We start from the raw sequence: 18,390 nt of genomic DNA, 5'->3' as shown, positions 1-18,390 counted from the left end.
ACTGCCAAGGTCTTGTAACTCAGTTGGTAGAGTGCCACCCTTACAAGGTGGAGGTCGCAAGTTCGAGTCTTGCCGGGACCACCAAAAAAAAGCCTCATTACGAGGCTTTTTTCTTTTCCAAAGAACTATTACTTTTTAGCTGTAAGCATTTCCTTGAATCGTTTTGCAGGACGGAAACCTACAGTACGTGAAGCTTTGATTTTAATTGTTTCCCCTGTACGAGGGTCACGACCAGTACGAGCTTTTCTAGAACGAAGTTGAAAAGTTCCAAAACCAGGGAAAGAAAATTTTTCACTGGTTTTGATGCTGTGCTGCATAGCTTCAAAAACTGCTTCTGTAATTTCAGTTGCGGTTTTCTTTGTTACATTTTTCTGATGTTTACACACGAAATCGATTAGTTCTTGTTTAGTCATTGACCTCTCCTCTTAATATAGTTTTTTGCCGTCAAGGGCATTTAGTAGTGCACCAATACTTGCATCATAACACATGCGCAAGCGACGACAGCTATCAGGATTATGGCATTTGCCTAGAAAAATGTGCAAATTGCAATAACCTTTCTCTTTTTATGGCACAAAAATGTAGTTCATTGAGATTTTTTTTAATAGCTAAAACCAAAATGAGTACTTGGTACCCAATCAAGATGTTCTAATAACCAAATAAATATTCTTCTGCTTTAAAACACACTTTAGATAACTGGCTAACATTATTTTTTGTCTTCATTTTTCTTTTTTGCAGTATTTTTTTCTCCCATAACAATAAGAGGCGGCTCTTTTTTTAATATAGCTCGTTCATTGAACACCACCTCTCGTACACCTTCTTGACTCGGTATATCAAACATGACGTTGAGCATTGCCGACTCAAAAATTCCTCTCAAGCCACGGGCTCCTGTTTTCTTTTCGCACGCTTTTCTGGCCGCAGCTATGAGAGCTTCTTTAGTGAAACGCAACTGTACCCCGTCGAGCTCAAAAAGGCGGCAGTACTGTTTGGTTATTGAATTTTTTGGTTCTTCCAAAACCTTGATCAAAGCTTCCTCATCTAGGGCATCCAAAACTGCCCAGACAGGCAAACGCCCAATAAACTCAGGAATTAAACCAAAACGCAATAAATCTTGAGTTGTGACTTCGTGAGCTAGGTTTACTTTTTTTTCTTGATTCTTGTGAGTCGAACCAAAACCCAAACCCTTTTTACCAATACGCGAGGCAATAACGTTTTCTAAACCAGAAAATGCTCCCCCACAAATAAATAAAATTTGTGATGTATCAACTTTTATAAGTTCTTGATGGGGATGCTTTCTGCCCCCACGAGGAGGAACATTGCAAACACTGCCTTCAATAATTTTAAGTAAGGCTTGCTGAACTCCCTCACCCGACACATCCCGCGTAATACTTGGATTTTCACCCCTGCGCGTAATTTTGTCGATCTCATCGATATAGACAATTCCACGCTCTGCAAGTTTAACGTCGCCATTGGCAGCGTTAAGTAGGTTGGCAATAATGCTTTCAACATCTTCACCGACATAGCCGGCTTCGGTAAGACACGTTGCATCAGCGATGGTGAAAGGTACATGTAGAAGATTGGCCAAACTTTGTGCGAGCAAGGTTTTACCTGATCCAGTTGGACCAATTAGCAATATATTGCTTTTTTGCAGTTCTACATCGCTGGTATCGAGCGGAGAGAATATACGCTTGAAATGATTATGAACTGCAACCGACAGAACTTTTTTCGCTCGCTCCTGACCAATGATATGACTATCCAGTACAGCCTTGATCTCAGAGGGCTTCAAAAGTTCAGGTTTTTTCGATTCAAATGCAGCTCCCTCTTCGTCAGAGGCAATAATCTCATTGCAAAGAGAAATACACTCTTCACAAATATAGACGGATGGACCTGCCACCATTTTTTTTACTTCGCGCTGAGACTTTCCACAGAAAGAGCATAACAGCACCGCATCTTTTTTATTATTCACAAAAAACCTACCTAATATTATTTTTTGGGAACAGCGTGCCGTTCAACCACTTTATCAACAACGCCATATTCAATGGCCTCATTGGCACCCATATAAAAGTCTCTTTCTAAATCAAGCTTTATTTTTTCAATCGGCTGTCCCGTATGATGAGACAAAATACCATTGTTCATTTCTTTTATTTTGAGCATTTCTCGAGTAGTAATCTCTATATCGGTTGCCTGCCCTCGAGCACCACCGTGAGGCTGATGTAACATTACTCGGCTATGAGGCAAAATATAGCGTTTTCCCTTTGCTCCTGCCGCCAACAGAACCGCCGCCATCGACGCGCACATTCCCACGCACACAGTAGACACATCGCACTTTACGTATTGCATAGCATCATAAATAGCGAGCCCTGAATTCACCACTCCGCCTGGAGAGTTTATATACATAACAATATCTTTTTCGGGATCTTCGCTTTCCAAAAACAAGAGCTGAGCAACAATAGAATTGGCAATCTGATCCTCAACCGTAGCGCCAAGAAAGATGATTCGGTCTTTTAATAAACGCGACCAAATATCGTAAGCTCTTTCACCTCGAGGTGTTTGCTCTATGACGGTAGGGGGATAGTAAGAATATATTTTTTCACTCATTTTTGCTGATCCTCTTTTAGAACTTAAATTAGACACTTTAGGGTTTGACTATAACTTTATTAACAACCGCCCCATTATCATCAAGATGATAAATAATCGGCACTCCGGTCGCAATCTCCAACTTGACAATATTTTCATCAGAAATTTTTTCTAAATGCTTGATTAAGGCCCGCAATGAATTGCCATGGGCCGATACCAAAACAGTTTTTCCGGCTCTTACTCGAGGTTCAATTTCCTTTAAATAATAAGGAATTACTCGGGCACATGTATCTTTTAAACTTTCACCGTTGGGGGGACGCACATCAAAGCTGCGACGCCATATTTGAACCTGTTCAGCCCCATATTTCTCTCTTATTTCATCCTTATTCTGCCCTTGCAAGTCACCATAGTGGCGCTCGTTAAGTGCCTGATTACAATAATATTCCTTGGGAACCCTGCCCTCCAAAATAATTCTTGCAGTCTCTTGAGCTCTTATTAATGCAGAGCAAAAAACTGCATCAAAGCTATAGGACTTCAAGGATTCTTTGGCACGCAAAGCTTCCATACGACCTTGTTCACTCAACCTTACATCGACAAATCCTGTAAAAATATTTTTCTGATTCCACTCAGATTGTCCATGACGGATGAGGATTAAAACGCCGCCCATTGTGCCTCCTTAGCTTCTTTATCCACCTAATTTTGTGAAGAATTTCATTGTTAAAGAACCTAAGGGGTTGATCCAAGTTATGCAAACAAGCTTCATAAATTATTTAAACTTGTTTTTTCCAAAAAAAATTAATTGGGCTTTGCAAAAAATATTTCGCAAAGCCCATCGCTACCACCAAAAAATATTTATGTAGTAGAACTTTTAGCAAAAAAAATTAGCCAAAGATATCGAGTCCATATTGAGCTACCAGGGGAGCAATAACCAAAGCAACCACACTCATGAGCTTGATCAAAATATTGAGCGACGGGCCAGAAGTATCTTTAAATGGATCGCCAATAGTATCACCAGTTACAGCTGCAGCATGCCGTTCAGATCCTTTTCCGTGATTTTCTGCAATATTTTTTGGTTCTTCTTCGATCTGTTTCTTGGCGTTATCCCATGCCCCACCTGAATTGGACATGAAAATTGCCAACAAAACTCCTGAGGATGTGGCGCCAGCCAAAACACCGCCCAAGATAAGTCCCGTGCGGTCCAAAAGACCAGCAATCACCGGCACCAAAATTGCCAATATTCCAGGGTTCACCATCTCTCTGATGGCTGCTTGAGTAGAAATATCAACGCAGCGCGCATGATCAGCATGAGCATTTCCTTCCATCAACCCAGGAATTTCTCTAAACTGGCGACGAACTTCTTGAATCATTTTAAATGCAGCATTTCCAACCGCTTTCATCGCCATCGAAGAAAACAAGAATGGCAACATGGCCCCAACAAAAAGTCCCGCCATCACATGAGGACGACTAATATCAATGACGATTTCAGATGGAGTTTTGCCAAATGCCAAACCTATTTGAGTTTGATAGGCACCAAACAATGCCAATGCGGTAAGAGCTGCTGAGCCAATCGCAAAACCTTTTCCTATGGCTGCAGTGGTATTTCCAACCGCATCAAGATTATCAGTGCGCTCGCGTACTTTTGGATCGAGCCCTGCCATCTCAGCGATACCGCCGGCATTATCAGCAATAGGACCATAAGCATCAACAGCCAGCTGAATACCAGTGGTTGAAAGCATACCGAGAGCTGCAATAGCAATTCCATACATACCAGCGATTTGATAAGCAGCAATAATAGCAGCAGCGATCAACAAAATAGGTATACCTGTTGATCTCATTCCAACCGCCATACCTGAAATCACAGTTGTCGCTGATCCTGTTCCGCATGCAGCAACAATTTCATTTACTGGTGCACGATTTTTTGCGCAGTAGTATTCGGTGATAAAACCAACTCCCACGCCTGAAATTAATCCTGCTGCCATGGCGCCAAAGAGCCCCCATTTTTGGTAAATCACTTGACTGCCTGGCACATAGAACCAATCAGGAACCAAAAGATGAATCGCCGCAGCTGCGCCCACCAACATCAAAAAACCTGCAGAATAAGTTCCCATGTTGAGCGCAGTTTGTGGATTTCCATTCTCAGAAGTTCGCACCCAAACAGTTCCAAGAATAGATGCAATAATTCCAATAGACGCTAAGATCAGCGGCAGATAGACGAATACTAAAGTAGGTTCAAACTGTTCGATATTTCCATTGGCAAATCTCACCGTCGCTAAGGTTGCACCGATGATCATTGAAGAGACAATAGCACCGACATAAGATTCAAATAAATCTGCCCCCATACCAGCAACATCGCCAACATTGTCACCAACATTGTCGGCAATCACAGCAGGGTTTCGCGGATCATCTTCAGGAATACCGGCCTCAACTTTTCCTACCAAATCTGCTCCGACATCGGCTGCTTTAGTAAAAATTCCTCCACCCACTCGAGCAAATAAAGCGATGGATGAAGCGCCCATGGAAAATCCAGAGATGATCATCAGCACATCTTCAATATGACTGTCACCAGATAAAGCAGGAATTGATTGGTACAAAATAAATAAGAGGCTTAGTCCCAATACGCCCAAGCCCACAACCGACATTCCCATGACGGTACCGCCAGAAAAAGCGATATTTAAAGCCTTGGATAAGCTCGTACGCGCAGCTGCAGTTGTACGCACATTTGCCGCAGTAGCAACGCGCATTCCAAAAAAACCAGCTAACCCTGAGCAAAAAGCGCCCGCGGCAAAAGCTGTTGCCTGCAACATAAAAACTGGTTTACCCCAGTGAGACAATGCTAAACAAGCCGAGATTGCTACAACGAAGTAAAACAAAAGTTTGTACTCTCGTTTCAAAAAAGCCATTGCTCCTTCTCTAATGGCTTGAGAGATTTCCACCATGCGAGCATTTCCAGCATCTTGAGCATTGATGCGATAACTCTTTATCCCAGCAAAAATAAGAGCCAAAAGCCCTACCACCGGGGCTACAAACAAAATTGTTTCCATCCATTTCACTCCGTAAAATATTAGAAGCTATTCAACTTCAGCTATGTTTAAACATCCAGAAAAACTCTAGCGCAACCTTTTTAAGCGGTTTTTTTATCTTCATCTTTCAAATAAATTCCAAAATTTCTCTTGGACAACCAAATAATTTGGAGCAAAAAAATTTAGGTAAAATACCACGAGGTTGTATTAGCTTAAACAGAGCTAAAACTATTCAAAGTTTATTACCGGTTAACGGATAAGTTCTTATGGGTCAACTGCGAGGACATAGGCAGTTTTTTTTTGGCTCGCTACTAAGTAAAACTTATTAGCAGCCTGTAGATCTTCAGCAGCTATGGCCTACCACATATAACTTTTAGAGCTCCTTTGATACTTTTGCTTTTTAAAACGTCGACAATAAAGTTTTTCACGTCAACACTGTTAACAAACACTGGATTAGCAGTGCCAATATCGTGGGTAATACCATATTTTACCTTCACTTTTTCTTTCGCATAGGTTTTAAAAATCTGATCCCAGATTATTAAAATACCGCCATAATTTCGATCTAAGTAACATTTGTTGCTGCCATGGTGCACGCGGTGATTGGAAGGTGTGTTGAGAAAATATTCTAAGATACCCAGATTTCCAATGCACTGGGTATGAATCAAAAACTGATAGGCAAGAACAATAGTACTCGCGCTTACCACCATCCACGGATGAAAACCCAGAAGAGCTAAAGGTGCATAGGCTATCCATGCGTAAAATGGCGTCAGCCATGGCAAGCGAAGAGCTGTTGATAAATTAAATTCGCTTGAACTATGATGCACACTATGAGCCACCCACAATACTCTAATTTCATGTTCGAGGCGATGTTTCCAATAATAAAGAAAATCTGCCAAAAACACGCAGAACAACAAATTGCTAAAATTCGTTTCAAAATTAAAAATTTTATAGTGATAAACCAATGCAAGACCACCGAGGGTGAATCCTATAGTCAAAAAACGCTTAATAAAAAAATAGCCGAAATAAACACCTATATTGCACATGGTCTCAGTTTTTTTTCTACGCCCAAGCGCAATGATAATAAAAGATTGGATAACAGCAAAAGCTGTTAAAAAGAGTGTCATGTTGCCTATAGATTTGGCGAACACCTCGATATTATTGATGTCAAACACAATTTCGCCCCCGCTTTAGTGTTTACAGGTGATAGCAACGAGGGCGAATTTTTGTTGTACTACGCTAAACCCTTTCCCAATCGAACTGTGCTCTTGTGGCTTCGCCATAACTCGTCAAAGCTCCACGAGCCCCAGTGGCATTTTCTCGTATGAAAACCCAGTTTTGAAAACTAGAAAGTCTACCAAAAATTTTTGTTGCCATAGTTTCTGGGCCTACGGCACGTAAATTTGCTTCCATAGTACTAAGAGCATCAGGCGACAAAGATGCTCGCTCTTCTAAAGCCAAACGCAGCTCATCAGGAAAATCGATATCATCAAGAACAAATGTCAAAAGCCCAAGTTTGTGCGCATCATTAACCGAAAGTTTTTTACCACAACATTGTTGATAAGCCGCTTCAAGCTCAGCTTTGTGACCATAAAATCGGGTTTCAAGCCGACTTAAATCATTCCAACCAAGAAGCAATCCCTTGTTGATGGGGCTCAAAATAATTGGCGAAGAATCAGGTGTATCGAGTGCATAGCTTCTATCGGCGACAAATAATAATTCTGCAAGCACACCCGCAAAAGCAGATGATTCATCCACCGTGCACATGATGGAGCGAGAAGATGTATCCATGCGCTTTAAAACTCTTCCAGTATGAAGTAAAAGTTCTCTTAAAAACCAGTGTGCATCGGGCTTGAGTCCATCGTAGAGCGGGCGTTCAGCTTGCAAGATCAAGTCTTGATCGCCTTTGGTGGAGATATGCCACAAGCCATAATCTTTATAAAAAAAGCGCAAACGCAGTATAGCGTCATCAAGTTCACGAAAAGTTTTTAATATCCACAACTCACTGCCTGCTTCGAGCATGCTCGAACTATTATCTGGTTCAGCTTTTGTTGGGGCCTTAATGGTGATGTGAGCGATGCGATTGGCTTTTAGGGAAACTTCTACGTTTTCATAAGAAAATCCTTCATTTTCTACCCTAGGCTCAATGCTAGGCCAATCGATACCTTTGAGATTTTCAGCAGCTTTTTTGTATTTTTCTTTTTCTAAAACCAAAGCTTCATCCCATTTTGATTTAGCGTAGCTTTCATCTACCAAACCGAGATCCTTAGCTTTTTGCCCTTTAAATCCTTCGGCCAATGTACAAAAAACATCAGCAATATCGCGACGAACAGCTCGTTTATCCACTAAACGGGTAAGCCCTCCGGTGCCTGGCAATACTCCCAAAAGCGGTACTTCAGGCAGAGATACGTTGGCATTTTTGTCGTCGATCAAAATAATACGGTCGCATGCTAAAGCCAGCTCATAACCGCCACCTGCTGCCGTGCCATTGAGTGCGCAGATAAATTTTTTGTTGGAATATTTAGAGGCTTCTTCAATGTAAAGGCGCGTTTCATTGGTGTATTTGCAAAAATTAACCTTAAAAGCATGACTGCTTTTTTTAAGCATGTAGATGTTTGCTCCCGCACAAAAAATCTGCGGATGAACACTGGTAATTGTGACCACCTGCACGTTTGGATGCTCAAATCTTAGGCGATTGATGGCATCATGCAGTTCAATGTCTACACTTAAATCGTAGCTGTTGAGTTTGAGAGGTGTGTCACCGCGCAAACTTTTTTCGGCATTGATACTAAAAAAAATAGTAGCTTCGTCATTATCGATTTTGAGTTTGAGGTGCTGATAATTGTGCGGCGAAGTTGAAAAAGAAAAGTGCGTGGGTTCAAAAGACTGCTTAGCAGACATGGCGTGCTCCTTTCAAAAAAACTATAATTTCTGAAAGCTTATCACGCCATGTTTGATTCTAAAAAGACTAGATGTCTCTCTTAGTTAGTAGCATTTTTTGATAATGTCTCCGTAACCTTTACAATCGCCACCACATTCACCTGCATCGATAGATGCCTGAAGTGCAGCTTTTTGATCAGATTTCTTCTCGTATCCTGCAGCTTTAAGTTGGTCTTTAATCTCTCCACAATCGATTGATCCGCCACCGAGAATACTTGAAATGCCTGATATCACCTTGCTTCCCAAGTTTTTTATTCCGCTTACAACGCTTTTGACAGTATCGATCAAAAACTGATCTTGATTTTGGCCCAATTCCAAAGATTGAGTATCATCATTTCCCATTGATTGGACATCTTGATTAGAGAATGCTGCAAAGCTTACAAACAAAGAAAAAACACAAACATTTAATAGTTTCAACATAATTTTCACCCTTTATTGTGACTTATTATTCAATGCTCATTACCTAACAATTAAACAGATAAATATCATACATAAAAAACAGTTTATTAAATTTTATTTAACTAACTAAAAAGACTTAGAAATCATCCAAGCCCAGACAGGTGTTGTGCTTTTACATGCAGTATGCAAAAGTCTGCGACTGTAATGCTAACCTGGCCTAAAAACAGATAGAGCCGAGCTGTGACAAATTTCCAAGTAGTTGGATTTTCGCACGAAGTCTCTTGTCGGGCAGATTTTTTTAAGAAGATATTCACATCATGGCAACTCAATCTACATTGACAAAAAATAGCGAATCAAATCTCGACACATTGGCATTTGCTCGCAAGTGTGCCCTTGCAGCCGACGATAAAAAAGCAAGCGATATTCGTATCATCGATGTTTCAAAACTCACTAGTTTTGCAGATTATTTTGTCATTTGCTCTGCTCCCAGCGAGCGTCAGGTACAAGCCATCATTGGAAACGTAGAAGATACCATGCGCAAAGATGGCTTTAAACCTCTTGGTGTTGAAGGCCTTGAAACTTCTTCTTGGGTTTTGATTGATTTTGGCGATGTTATCTTTCACTGTTTCACCGATGCAGCGCGTGAATACTATGATTTAGAAGGTTTTTGGATCGATGCCCCAAAAATTGATATCTAGATGAAATTTGTGCTTTTCATGCCCACTCGGGCCTTAAAAGATCCACTTATCTTAGAAGGAAATGATTACCTCAAAAGAGTGCGCTCGCCCTGGGGCGCGCAAGCACATTTTATCAATCCCAAAAAAGCTATCCACGAAGATCGAGCAGCACAAAGAATCGAGGCAGAAAGCCAAGATCTATGGCAAAAAAGCTCTGGCTTTTACCGCATTGCACTGAGCGATAGAGGAAAAAAATTTTCATCCGAACAGTTTTCTTGCTGGCTCAATAATTTTAGCTTTGGCCAGCCTAAAATAGCTTTTATCATTGGCGGAGCCTTTGGGCTGAGCGAAAAAATTATCCACCAATGCGATGCACATCTTTCCCTTTCAGATATGACACTGCCTCACCGCATGGCTTTTTTAATGCTTTCAGAACAAATCTATCGGGCTTATGAAATACAGCGCGGAAGCTTGTATCATAAATAAAAATCAGTTTTAAAATTCAAAAAATTTTTAAAATAATTTCATCACTGCTGTAACGAATAAATTTTGAGGTAAATATGAAAAAATTTTTGGGCGCAACAGCATTATTGCTATCGGTGAATATTTCCTTTGCCAGTATTACAGTTCATACAGACTCTGCCTTCCTCAAACAACATTGTTTATCCTATACGAGCCGATATCGATGCAAAAAAGATTATAAAAACTGTTACTGGAGCGATATGAGAGATTCATGCAGAGCACGCCGCACATTCGAAAGCTGCGAAGATATTGATAACCGAAGCTACTGCAGAGACAGAATCCAGTGTTACTGGAGCACACAACATTTTGGTTGCCATACTATCAGGGAATAGAATTAGAGACTGTGAATAATGTTTTAAAACAAGAAATTTTTGTGGCAGAAAAATTTTTCCAATCATCGTCCCAAATTTGCTTGCACTGCCAGATGATGGCGATGTTTTTTATGCTCTCTCTAATCGCATAAATTATACTGCTGGCTGTTGTATGCTCAAACTGGTGATGATTTTTGGAAAAAGGGATAGAATATGCACAATAACGATGGCCTCATTGCAGCTTATATTTTTGACTGCCAAGGCGGAGCACGAGCAATTGAATGGGCTGAAATTGAAAATTTTGACCCTGCTCAAGGTTTTTTGTGGGTACACATTGACTATTCAGCTCAAAAACCAAAAAGCTGGCTAAAAAAATGTGGCTTAGATAGCTTAGAGTACCAAGCTCTGACCGCCAAAGAATCAAGACCACGTAGCGTAGCTACCACCAACGGCATGACCATATTTTTGCGCGGACTTAATATCAACCCAGGGCAAGATCCTGAGGATATGGTTTCGGTGCGAATATTTCTCAATAAACATATGCTCATCACGAGCAGGCGACGTAAAATTCTTGCCATAGAAAACGTGGTAGAACACATAGCATCACAGAACAGCCCTAAGAGCACCATGGAATTATTTTTACTGCTCAATAATTTTCTCAATGAGCGAATTGAAAATTTTATTAACAAGCTCGAAGATCGCGTGGAAGACTTAGAAGAGCAGGTACTTTCTAGCGATTCACGTATTTCGAGGGAAACCATTATGGATCTAAGAAGAGAAGTGATTTCTCTAAGAAGATATTTGGCTCCTCAGCGTGTGGCACTGCAATCCCTGCTTAACAGCCAAAACCCAATTATCAGCGAAGACGACAAAATAAATTTAAGCGAAGCTATCGAAAAAATTGTGAGATATCTTGAGGAACTTGACGCCGCCAAAGAAAAATCGGCAGTGAGCTTTGAAGAGCTGAGCAATCAGATTTCTGAAAATATGAATAAGCGCATGTACATAATGTCGCAGGTTACCGTAATTTTTTTGCCTTTAACATTTATTACTGGTCTGTTGGGCATGAATGTCAGAGGAATTCCTGGAGAACGTTACAGTTGGACCTTTATCATTGTCTGCAGCATCTGCGCTTTTATTGGTCTTACTTTGCTTGGCCTATTTAGGAAAAAACGCATGATGTAAAAACTATCAATGTCTGTGCAGCCAAACCTTGCCCCCCAATTTAATTACCAATGCAAAAAACTATGGCAATCGTATGGGCTGTTGTGGATAAATAGGCATGGCAAAGATCTGAAGGTCGGTCAAATAACTAGAGTATAAAAGCATTTTTTTGAAAATACCCAGCTATCGAAACCTAAAATATGGACCTAATACCTCGATCTTTTACGCTACAACCAACAAAATCCAGATTCTAGAAAAAAGCGATGGGGCTCATCGCTTTTCCATCAACGTTTGGGTATGACTAAAAACCTATATTTTTGACCAATAATAGGCTGTGCATGAATAAGCATTCCCGGGAGCTCCTAAAACTTGCTTGCTTGCACCTATCGCCAATGGTCCAGCGATATGTCCAGAATCGCCATCGCTAGCTTGCCAATAAATAGTGGTGTTCCATGGAACAGCTTTATTAGTGTTGTTAGTAATGGATGGAGTTTTAGCAACGTCCTGGTGCGAGCCCGGATTAGTGCAAGTTAAGTTCACTTTAATATAACGATCGCGAGCAGCCATGCTGGTGAAGCTAGCTAAAGCTATGCTAACTATTAGCATATTTTTAATTCTCATATTTCTTCTCTCCTGTTTAATCGACCAGTTATCGGCCAAATCCTGCTTTGGCTTTTGTTAGGGAATGACTTAGTAGAAAAGATTCAAATTAGGGAATTTTTCATACGTTTAGGGGTTACTTTGATTATCAAACAACGAACGAGTTGATAAATAGCCAGTTAAGCCATGGTCACTGCCCCGATTAATATTAATCATGGGCAAATCAAAGCCCATGTTCCAAACTATTTTATTATCGATATGTTCCATGAGACTTCGAGTATAAGAAGCGTCGTAAGATTTTTTTGAAAACGCCCACCAATCAAGCCCAGCATTTTGGGGCAAAACAATTATCTTATTTTCTAAATGTTCATAGAGCTTGCAAAAACCCAAAAACTCTTTCTTTATGAAGGCATTTTTTCTAGCGTAGCAATTTCAATGAAATTACCATCATAAATATTGCCTAAGTTAATTCTCTCAAAAGAGTCCATTTTAATAATCACATTTTGCGTCTTTTTTTCTCCATTAGGCGCCAGCCATGTCCAAATAAAATGCCGATGGAAATTATGGTTTCTAGCACTTAAAGTCGAAAAGCCATGATTGTCTATCTTAATATCGCAATTTAGACGATATTCATGGGGGCCTTCGTGGGGATTTTTGCTGATGGTCAGAAAAAAATATTCGGGGAAGTTTTCTTCATCACTAGAAATATACAACTTCCAGTTGCCCGATAGGTCTGGCAAATCATCTGCTGAGGCAAAGGCTTGCATAAAATTAAAAAATACTGCGATTAATATGAAAAACCTTGCCACCATCCTAGAACTCTCCCACTTAATCAATACTAGAAAGATCAACGAGTATAAGTTTTGGATTTACAATTATATTTCTTTAGTTTTAACCGAAGTTTTTATGCCTTGCTGGCATGATTAAGATATAAATCTCACAAAAAACCTTTGCAATTTATTACTTGTTCTTAACAATTTAAATACACTTTAAAACAATATAAAACACTCGACTTATAGCCATAAAAATATCGGTCATTTCCCCCAATTATTGAAACCTAAATTTTAAGACCAAATTCATATCTATTAATGAAAAATCCGAGCACGATATCGCGCATAGTATCGGACTTAGAAAAATAAATAGTTTTTAGCACCAGCCGTTTTAATCTTGTTCGTAGAGTCAAATGCTTTCGCAAAAAACTCTATCGGTGAACAAATGGGAAGGGATATTTCTTTACAACAATTTTGGGGCACGACCGCAATTTTTTATAGTCTCTAAGCTCTATTTTTTATTTCTCTTGACCGGACGCGAACTTGATTCCTTCGCTTTAAGAGCTGCTTTTTTGCTTGGTCCGCGAGATTTTTTTGATGTTCTTTTGCTGCCTTTTCTTTCGGCTAATTCAAAATCAATGTGACCACGATCAATATTTACATTGATAAGCCTTACTTTAACCTTCTGCCCTACCGCTATTATTCGATTAGATCCGCTCACAACCAAAGACATTTTTTCTGCTACAAAATGCACATGGGTTTTAGCAATGGTAGCAATATGCACCAATCCTTCGACGTGATGTTCGATCACTCGCACAAAAAAACCAAACTCAGTGCAAGAAACAATCACAGCATCAAAAACTTCTCCCACCCGCGAAGACATAAAAGATGCAGCAAAAAGACGATTGATTTTTCGTTCTAAATCGGTGGCCTTGATTTCCTTTTGAGTAATAGCCTCTGCAATTAAAGCCATCTTTGATTCAGGAATTTTTTTGTGACTCTTTTTCTCAAACAACTGATAGCGAAGCTGACGGTGAACCACTAAATCCGCATAACGTCTAATAGGCGAAGTAAAATGCAAATATGCTTTAGAGGCTAACCCAAAATGTCCGAGATTTTTCTCACTATAGCGCGCCTGCATCATAGCTCTAAGCAAAAGCGAGTTGAGGGTCTCTTTGTAATCGCTATTGGCAAAAGTTTTGATAATTTTTTGCAGATCTTTTGGATCATTTACATGAGATGCGTTAGTTTTAACGCCGCCCTTCAACACACCAAATGCATGAGCAGTTTTGAAAAAATTCTCTAATTTTTCTTCATTGGGTGATTCATGAACCCGAAATATACTAGGAATTTTCTTTGCCTGAAAATACTGCGCAACAAGTTCATTGGCAGCTACCATCAAGTCTTCAATAATTTTATGAGACTCCAATCTATCTAATGGATTAACTGATATTGGCTCTCCTAAGTTATCAAGAGCGATTACGCTTTCAGTAATATCAAAATCAATAGCGCCACGGCGCTGACGTGCTTTGCGCAAAATAGTCGCTGCTTTCTTAAGCATCACCAAACTTTTTTGCACATCTTTAGGTATGAGTTTTTGTGATTTAAGCTTTTTATCGTAGAAATCTTGAACCTGACTATAGGTCAGTCGCGCTTTGCTGCAGATCAGTGATTCTTTAAGTTTGACATGCTTGATTCCGCCTTTGGGTCCTATTTCAAAACTTACCGACAAAGCAAGACGATCAACATTTGGCCTTAAGGAGCATAGACCATTGCTCAACTGCTCAGGCAACATGGGCACACAATGGCCGGGAAAATATATGCTGGTTCCTCTTAAATGAGCCTCTTCGTCCAGAGCTGATCCTATTTTCACGTAGTGGCTTACATCAGCTATGGCTACTGTCACCTCAATAGAGCTATTTTTCTGCCTAGCAAAAACCGCATCATCAAAATCTTTGGCGGTCTCACCATCAATTGTGCACAGTGCAAGTTCGCTGAGATTCGTACGCTTTTTTTTATCTTTAGCCGAAACTTTAGAACCAAAAATATCAGCCTCTTCTAAGGCTAGTTTAGAAAATTCAACGGGCACTTCTGCCTCTGCCAAGAATCGCTCAGTTTTAGCAGAGATGCTCAGCTCTGGTGCCATGACTTTAAGCACCATTACTGTTTGCCCCAGCTCATCGTCATGCTGTAGCAAAGCTTTGACTTTGGCCTTTTGAGCAATAGGTAATTCGATCTTAGAACTAATTCTTTTGACTCTATAGTGCCTATTAGCAGAGATAACAAAATCTTCGGCACCACGTTTATGGTAGTGGCCAATGATTATTTTTTTGTCTCTATAAACTTTGGTGGTTTTAATGAAATTCTTGGGATGTTCGGAAGAGTTATTATTTTTTTTCATGAGGTACTTTCAATAAGCTTTACGTGAGATTGAAACTTTAATTTTTTGCTAAATGCAGGCTTTGAGCCACTATAACACCAACACTAAAGCCGCACAATCTTTATGTTAAATGAGATAATAAAGGGGATAAAAATCTTCAATTTATACGCACCACGTATTTGAGCCATACAATAAATCTTGAATTTGTGTGCTCTTTGCCCGTGCTTTAACATCTTTATCCTGAGCATCTTTCAAACTTTCATAGGTCCGTCTTTCCACATTACGAAATACACCAATCATCAAAGGAAATTCAGGCCATTGCATAGAAGCTAAAATAGAAGCTTTCAATGAATTTTTTGGTTCATGAAGCATTAATCGCGCATCATGACCATTAACTAAGATAGGTGTTAGCTTATCGGTATCAAACCCGATGCCTTTTAGTCCTTGAGCAAATAAAAGTGGCTCGTTGTCCTTCAACACAAGAACATTGTGGTCTTTTTGATTTTTGTCTCGCGCATGTTCAAATGCATCATCATTAAACACTACACACGTCTGCATAATCTCTACAAAAGAGGTTCCTTTGTGCTCAATAGCAGCCTTAAGAACATTCCCCAAATGTACAGCATCGTTATCAATTGCCCGTGCAACAAAACCAGCTCCTGCTGAAAGCGCAAAGGAAACAGGATTGATGGGTTCTTCTAGAGAGCCAAATGGAGTTGACTTTGCCTTTTGCCCTCTCAAAGAAGTAGGTGAATATTGCCCCTTTGTTAAGCCATAGATCTGATTATTGAATAACAAAACGGTAATATCGATATTTCTACGAATCAAATGAAGCAAATGGCTTGCACCGATGGACAAGCCATCTCCATCACCCGTTACCAAAAATACGTCTAGTTCAGGCCGAGCTAACTTTAGACCAGAAGCAATTGCCGGACCACGACCATGAATGGTGTGAAGACCATAGGTATTCATGTAATAAGGAAAACGCGCAGCACAACCAATACCAGACACAAATACAGCATTTTCTTTTTTGATTGATAAATCTGCTAGTGTTTTTTGCACAGTAGCCAAAATGGCGTAATCACCACACCCAGGGCACCAGCGCACTTCATTTTCATTTTGATAATCTTTTCTGGTCAAGCCCTTCATCGTCTTGCCTCATGTGCAATAGCACCACTATTTTTTACGTGACTAATAATTTCTTCTACCAAAAATGGTTTTCCCGTCATCTTGGTGAAACCGCTCGCATCTATCAAAAACTGCGCTCTCAATATTTTTCTCAACTGCCCTTGATTTTGTTCCACCACAACAACTTTTTTAAAGCCCCGCATCATATCCCCAACTTCATCGTGAATAGGATTCATAAGTCGAATGTGGAGATGTGCCACACGATGCCCTTCATTTTGCAAATCTATAGTTGCCTGGCGAATCGCGCCAAAAGTTCCCCCAAAACCTACCAACAAAACATCTCCTTCTTTATCTCCAAATAATTCTGGAGCAGGAAGATGCTTCTTTACCTTGTCAACTTTTTGGGAGCGGATCACACTCATGCGTTGATGATTGTCTGGATCATAGCTCACTTTTCCAGAAAGCATATCCTTTTCTAAGCCACCTAGCTGATGGATGGTGTCTTCTTTTCCAGGAAGCACCCACGCACGAGATAAAAATTGTTTGTTTCTCTCATAGGCCCTAAACGGCTTTGAGTAAGGCTCATGATTGAGGGCAATGGGTTCAATCTCTTCAAGTTTGGCAACTTTCCAAGGCGCTGAACTGTTAGCAATAAAGGCATCGCTTAAAATCACTACAGGGGTCATAAAGTTGATGGCTATTCTTGCAGCATCAATGGCCGCATTAAAACAATCTTCTTGGCTAAATGCCGCGATCACCGGCAAAGGTGCTTCGCCATGACGGCCATAAATTGCTTGCAACAAATCCCCTTGTTCAGTCTTGGTTGGCATTCCCGTAGATGGGCCTGCTCGTTGCACATCGATAACAATCAAAGGCAACTCCACCATCACGGCATAGCCAAGCGCTTCTGCTTTTAGGGCAAAGCCTGGCCCAGAAGTTGCCGTAACGCCAAGGCTTCCACCGTAGGATGCTCCAATGGCTGCGCAAATAGCTGCCATCTCGTCCTCTGCTTGAAAGGTGGTGGCTCCAAAAGCTCGTGCATGAGCAAGCTCATGCAAAACATCTGAAGCAGGTGTGATGGGATAGCTTGCATAAAAAAGCTCTAAGTTTGCTTTCGCGCTGGCAGTAATAAGACCAAGAGCCAAAGCCTTGTTACCTGTGAGTGCTCGATAGATACCTGGCTTTAAGGGCGCCTCATTGACGATTTTTGGCGCAGGAAAAGTCTCGGTATTTTCCCCATATAAAAATCCCGCCTGAAAAGCCAAGAGATTTGCTTTTTTTAACTCCAAGCGATTGCTAAATTTTTCTTCGATAAAACGAAGTTCTTTTTCTTGATCGCGAGAGAAAAGCCAATAAAGCAGGCCCAGACAAAAGAAATTCTTGCACTTTTGTATCTCGCGTGTACTCAGCTCGGTTTCCTTCAATGCCAAACGCAGAAGGCTGTTCATATCGATGGCAATAAGCTGAAAGCTGCTTAACGAACCATCCTCCAAAGGATTATTGTTATAGCCAGCTTTCTTAAGCGCGAGTTCACTAAACGCGGCGCTGTTGACGATCAAAAGACCACCCGCACTCAGATCTTTGATGTTGGCTTTGAGTGCAGCCGGATTGAGGGCAACTAAAACCTCAGGCTGATCCCCCGCGGTAAAAATTTTATGATTAGCAAACTGAATTTGGAAACCTGAGACTCCAGCCAAAGTACCGGCTGGGGCTCGAATTTCAGCAGGAAAATCAGGCATGGTAGAAAGATCATTGCGGTCGTGAGCACAGGCTTTTACCCACTCACTTCCGAGTAATTGCATACCGTCGCCTGAGTCTCCAGCCAAACGCACAATGGCACTACGCAGGAAAGATGGCTCTTTCTCCATAATCAAGTCCTTAATTTCGCAAACAGCATTTTTAATCTCG

Annotated in this window: 18 protein-coding genes, 1 tRNA gene and 1 pseudogene; 5 read left to right on the top strand and 15 right to left on the bottom strand. The window is 40.6% G+C overall.

Annotated features, from left to right (window positions below; translation table 11 throughout):
- Positions 1-8 precede the first annotated feature (8 nt).
- Positions 9-84: transfer RNA gene (locus H6731_06975), tRNA-Val, on the top strand.
- Between the two features lie 44 nt (positions 85-128).
- Here H6731_06975 and H6731_06970 read toward each other — a convergent pair.
- The 8 genes from H6731_06970 to H6731_06935 all read right to left on the bottom strand — a co-directional run bounded on the left by H6731_06970 (position 129) and on the right by H6731_06935 (position 8,951).
- Positions 129-413, bottom strand: coding sequence for an HU family DNA-binding protein (locus H6731_06970; protein ID USN50010.1), 285 nt, complete (start codon positions 411-413; stop codon positions 129-131).
- 290 nt (positions 414-703) lie between these two features.
- Complete coding sequence (gene clpX / locus H6731_06965) at positions 704-1,963, bottom strand: ATP-dependent Clp protease ATP-binding subunit ClpX (protein USN50009.1); 1,260 nt, start codon at positions 1,961-1,963, stop codon at positions 704-706.
- 17 nt (positions 1,964-1,980) lie between these two features.
- Complete coding sequence (gene clpP, locus H6731_06960) at positions 1,981-2,595, bottom strand: ATP-dependent Clp endopeptidase proteolytic subunit ClpP (protein USN50008.1); 615 nt, start codon at positions 2,593-2,595, stop codon at positions 1,981-1,983.
- Between the two features lie 37 nt (positions 2,596-2,632).
- A complete protein-coding gene (locus H6731_06955; protein ID USN50007.1) occupies positions 2,633-3,241 on the bottom strand; it encodes a 2,3-bisphosphoglycerate-dependent phosphoglycerate mutase in 609 nt (202 codons plus the stop codon).
- Between the two features lie 214 nt (positions 3,242-3,455).
- On the bottom strand, positions 3,456-5,615 hold the full coding sequence (locus H6731_06950) for a sodium-translocating pyrophosphatase (protein ID USN50006.1): 2,160 nt from the start codon (positions 5,613-5,615) through the stop codon (positions 3,456-3,458).
- Positions 5,616-5,944: 329 nt separating this feature from the next.
- Positions 5,945-6,766 (bottom strand): sterol desaturase family protein, encoded by an 822-nt coding sequence (locus H6731_06945; GenBank protein ID USN50005.1) that lies wholly within the window; start codon positions 6,764-6,766, stop codon positions 5,945-5,947.
- Between the two features lie 64 nt (positions 6,767-6,830).
- Positions 6,831-8,492, bottom strand: coding sequence for a benzoyl-CoA-dihydrodiol lyase (locus H6731_06940; GenBank protein ID USN50004.1), 1,662 nt, complete (start codon positions 8,490-8,492; stop codon positions 6,831-6,833).
- Between the two features lie 84 nt (positions 8,493-8,576).
- Positions 8,577-8,951 (bottom strand): hypothetical protein, encoded by a 375-nt coding sequence (locus tag H6731_06935; GenBank protein USN50003.1) that lies wholly within the window; start codon positions 8,949-8,951, stop codon positions 8,577-8,579.
- Between the two features lie 296 nt (positions 8,952-9,247).
- On the opposite strand from H6731_06935, the gene rsfS reads away from it, so the two are divergent.
- The 4 genes from rsfS (at position 9,248) to H6731_06915 (ending at position 11,625) form a co-directional block, all read left to right on the top strand.
- Positions 9,248-9,628 carry a ribosome silencing factor gene (gene rsfS / locus H6731_06930; protein ID USN50002.1) on the top strand — a complete coding sequence of 127 codons (381 nt, stop codon included), beginning with the start codon at positions 9,248-9,250 and terminating at the stop codon, positions 9,626-9,628.
- A complete protein-coding gene (locus tag H6731_06925; GenBank protein ID USN50001.1) occupies positions 9,629-10,093 on the top strand; it encodes a 23S rRNA (pseudouridine(1915)-N(3))-methyltransferase RlmH in 465 nt (154 codons plus the stop codon).
- Between the two features lie 74 nt (positions 10,094-10,167).
- Complete coding sequence (locus H6731_06920; GenBank protein ID USN50000.1) at positions 10,168-10,461, top strand: hypothetical protein; 294 nt, start codon at positions 10,168-10,170, stop codon at positions 10,459-10,461.
- Positions 10,462-10,653: 192 nt separating this feature from the next.
- Positions 10,654-11,625, top strand: a complete 972-nt coding sequence (locus H6731_06915; protein ID USN49999.1) for a zinc transporter ZntB — start codon at positions 10,654-10,656, stop codon at positions 11,623-11,625.
- 288 nt (positions 11,626-11,913) lie between these two features.
- Here the strand turns inward: H6731_06915 and H6731_06910 are convergent, their stop codons facing one another.
- The 7 genes and pseudogenes from H6731_06910 to H6731_06880 form a co-directional block, all read right to left on the bottom strand.
- Positions 11,914-12,225 (bottom strand): hypothetical protein, encoded by a 312-nt coding sequence (locus H6731_06910; GenBank protein USN49998.1) that lies wholly within the window; start codon positions 12,223-12,225, stop codon positions 11,914-11,916.
- A gap of 108 nt (positions 12,226-12,333) precedes the next feature.
- A complete protein-coding gene (locus H6731_06905; GenBank protein USN49997.1) occupies positions 12,334-12,594 on the bottom strand; it encodes a hypothetical protein in 261 nt (86 codons plus the stop codon).
- 11 nt (positions 12,595-12,605) lie between these two features.
- Positions 12,606-13,016: a hypothetical protein gene (locus H6731_06900; protein USN49996.1), complete on the bottom strand. Its 411-nt coding sequence runs from the start codon at positions 13,014-13,016 to the stop codon at positions 12,606-12,608.
- Between the two features lie 245 nt (positions 13,017-13,261).
- A pseudogene (locus H6731_06895) lies at positions 13,262-13,396 on the bottom strand (transposase).
- Positions 13,397-13,485: 89 nt separating this feature from the next.
- Complete coding sequence (locus H6731_06890) at positions 13,486-15,375, bottom strand: VacB/RNase II family 3'-5' exoribonuclease (protein ID USN49995.1); 1,890 nt, start codon at positions 15,373-15,375, stop codon at positions 13,486-13,488.
- A gap of 141 nt (positions 15,376-15,516) precedes the next feature.
- Positions 15,517-16,503 carry a 2-oxoacid:ferredoxin oxidoreductase subunit beta gene (locus tag H6731_06885; protein ID USN49994.1) on the bottom strand — a complete coding sequence of 329 codons (987 nt, stop codon included), beginning with the start codon at positions 16,501-16,503 and terminating at the stop codon, positions 15,517-15,519.
- Positions 16,500-18,350: a 2-oxoacid:acceptor oxidoreductase subunit alpha gene (locus H6731_06880; GenBank protein USN49993.1), complete on the bottom strand. Its 1,851-nt coding sequence runs from the start codon at positions 18,348-18,350 to the stop codon at positions 16,500-16,502. The genes H6731_06885 and H6731_06880 overlap by 4 nt, the downstream gene beginning before the upstream one ends.
- Positions 18,351-18,390: the final 40 nt, after the last annotated feature.

This window comes from Myxococcales bacterium (assembly GCA_023898405.1).
Taxonomy (GTDB): domain Bacteria; phylum Myxococcota; class UBA727; order UBA727; family JABDBI01.
This window is presented reverse-complemented; position numbering and strand designations above follow the sequence as displayed.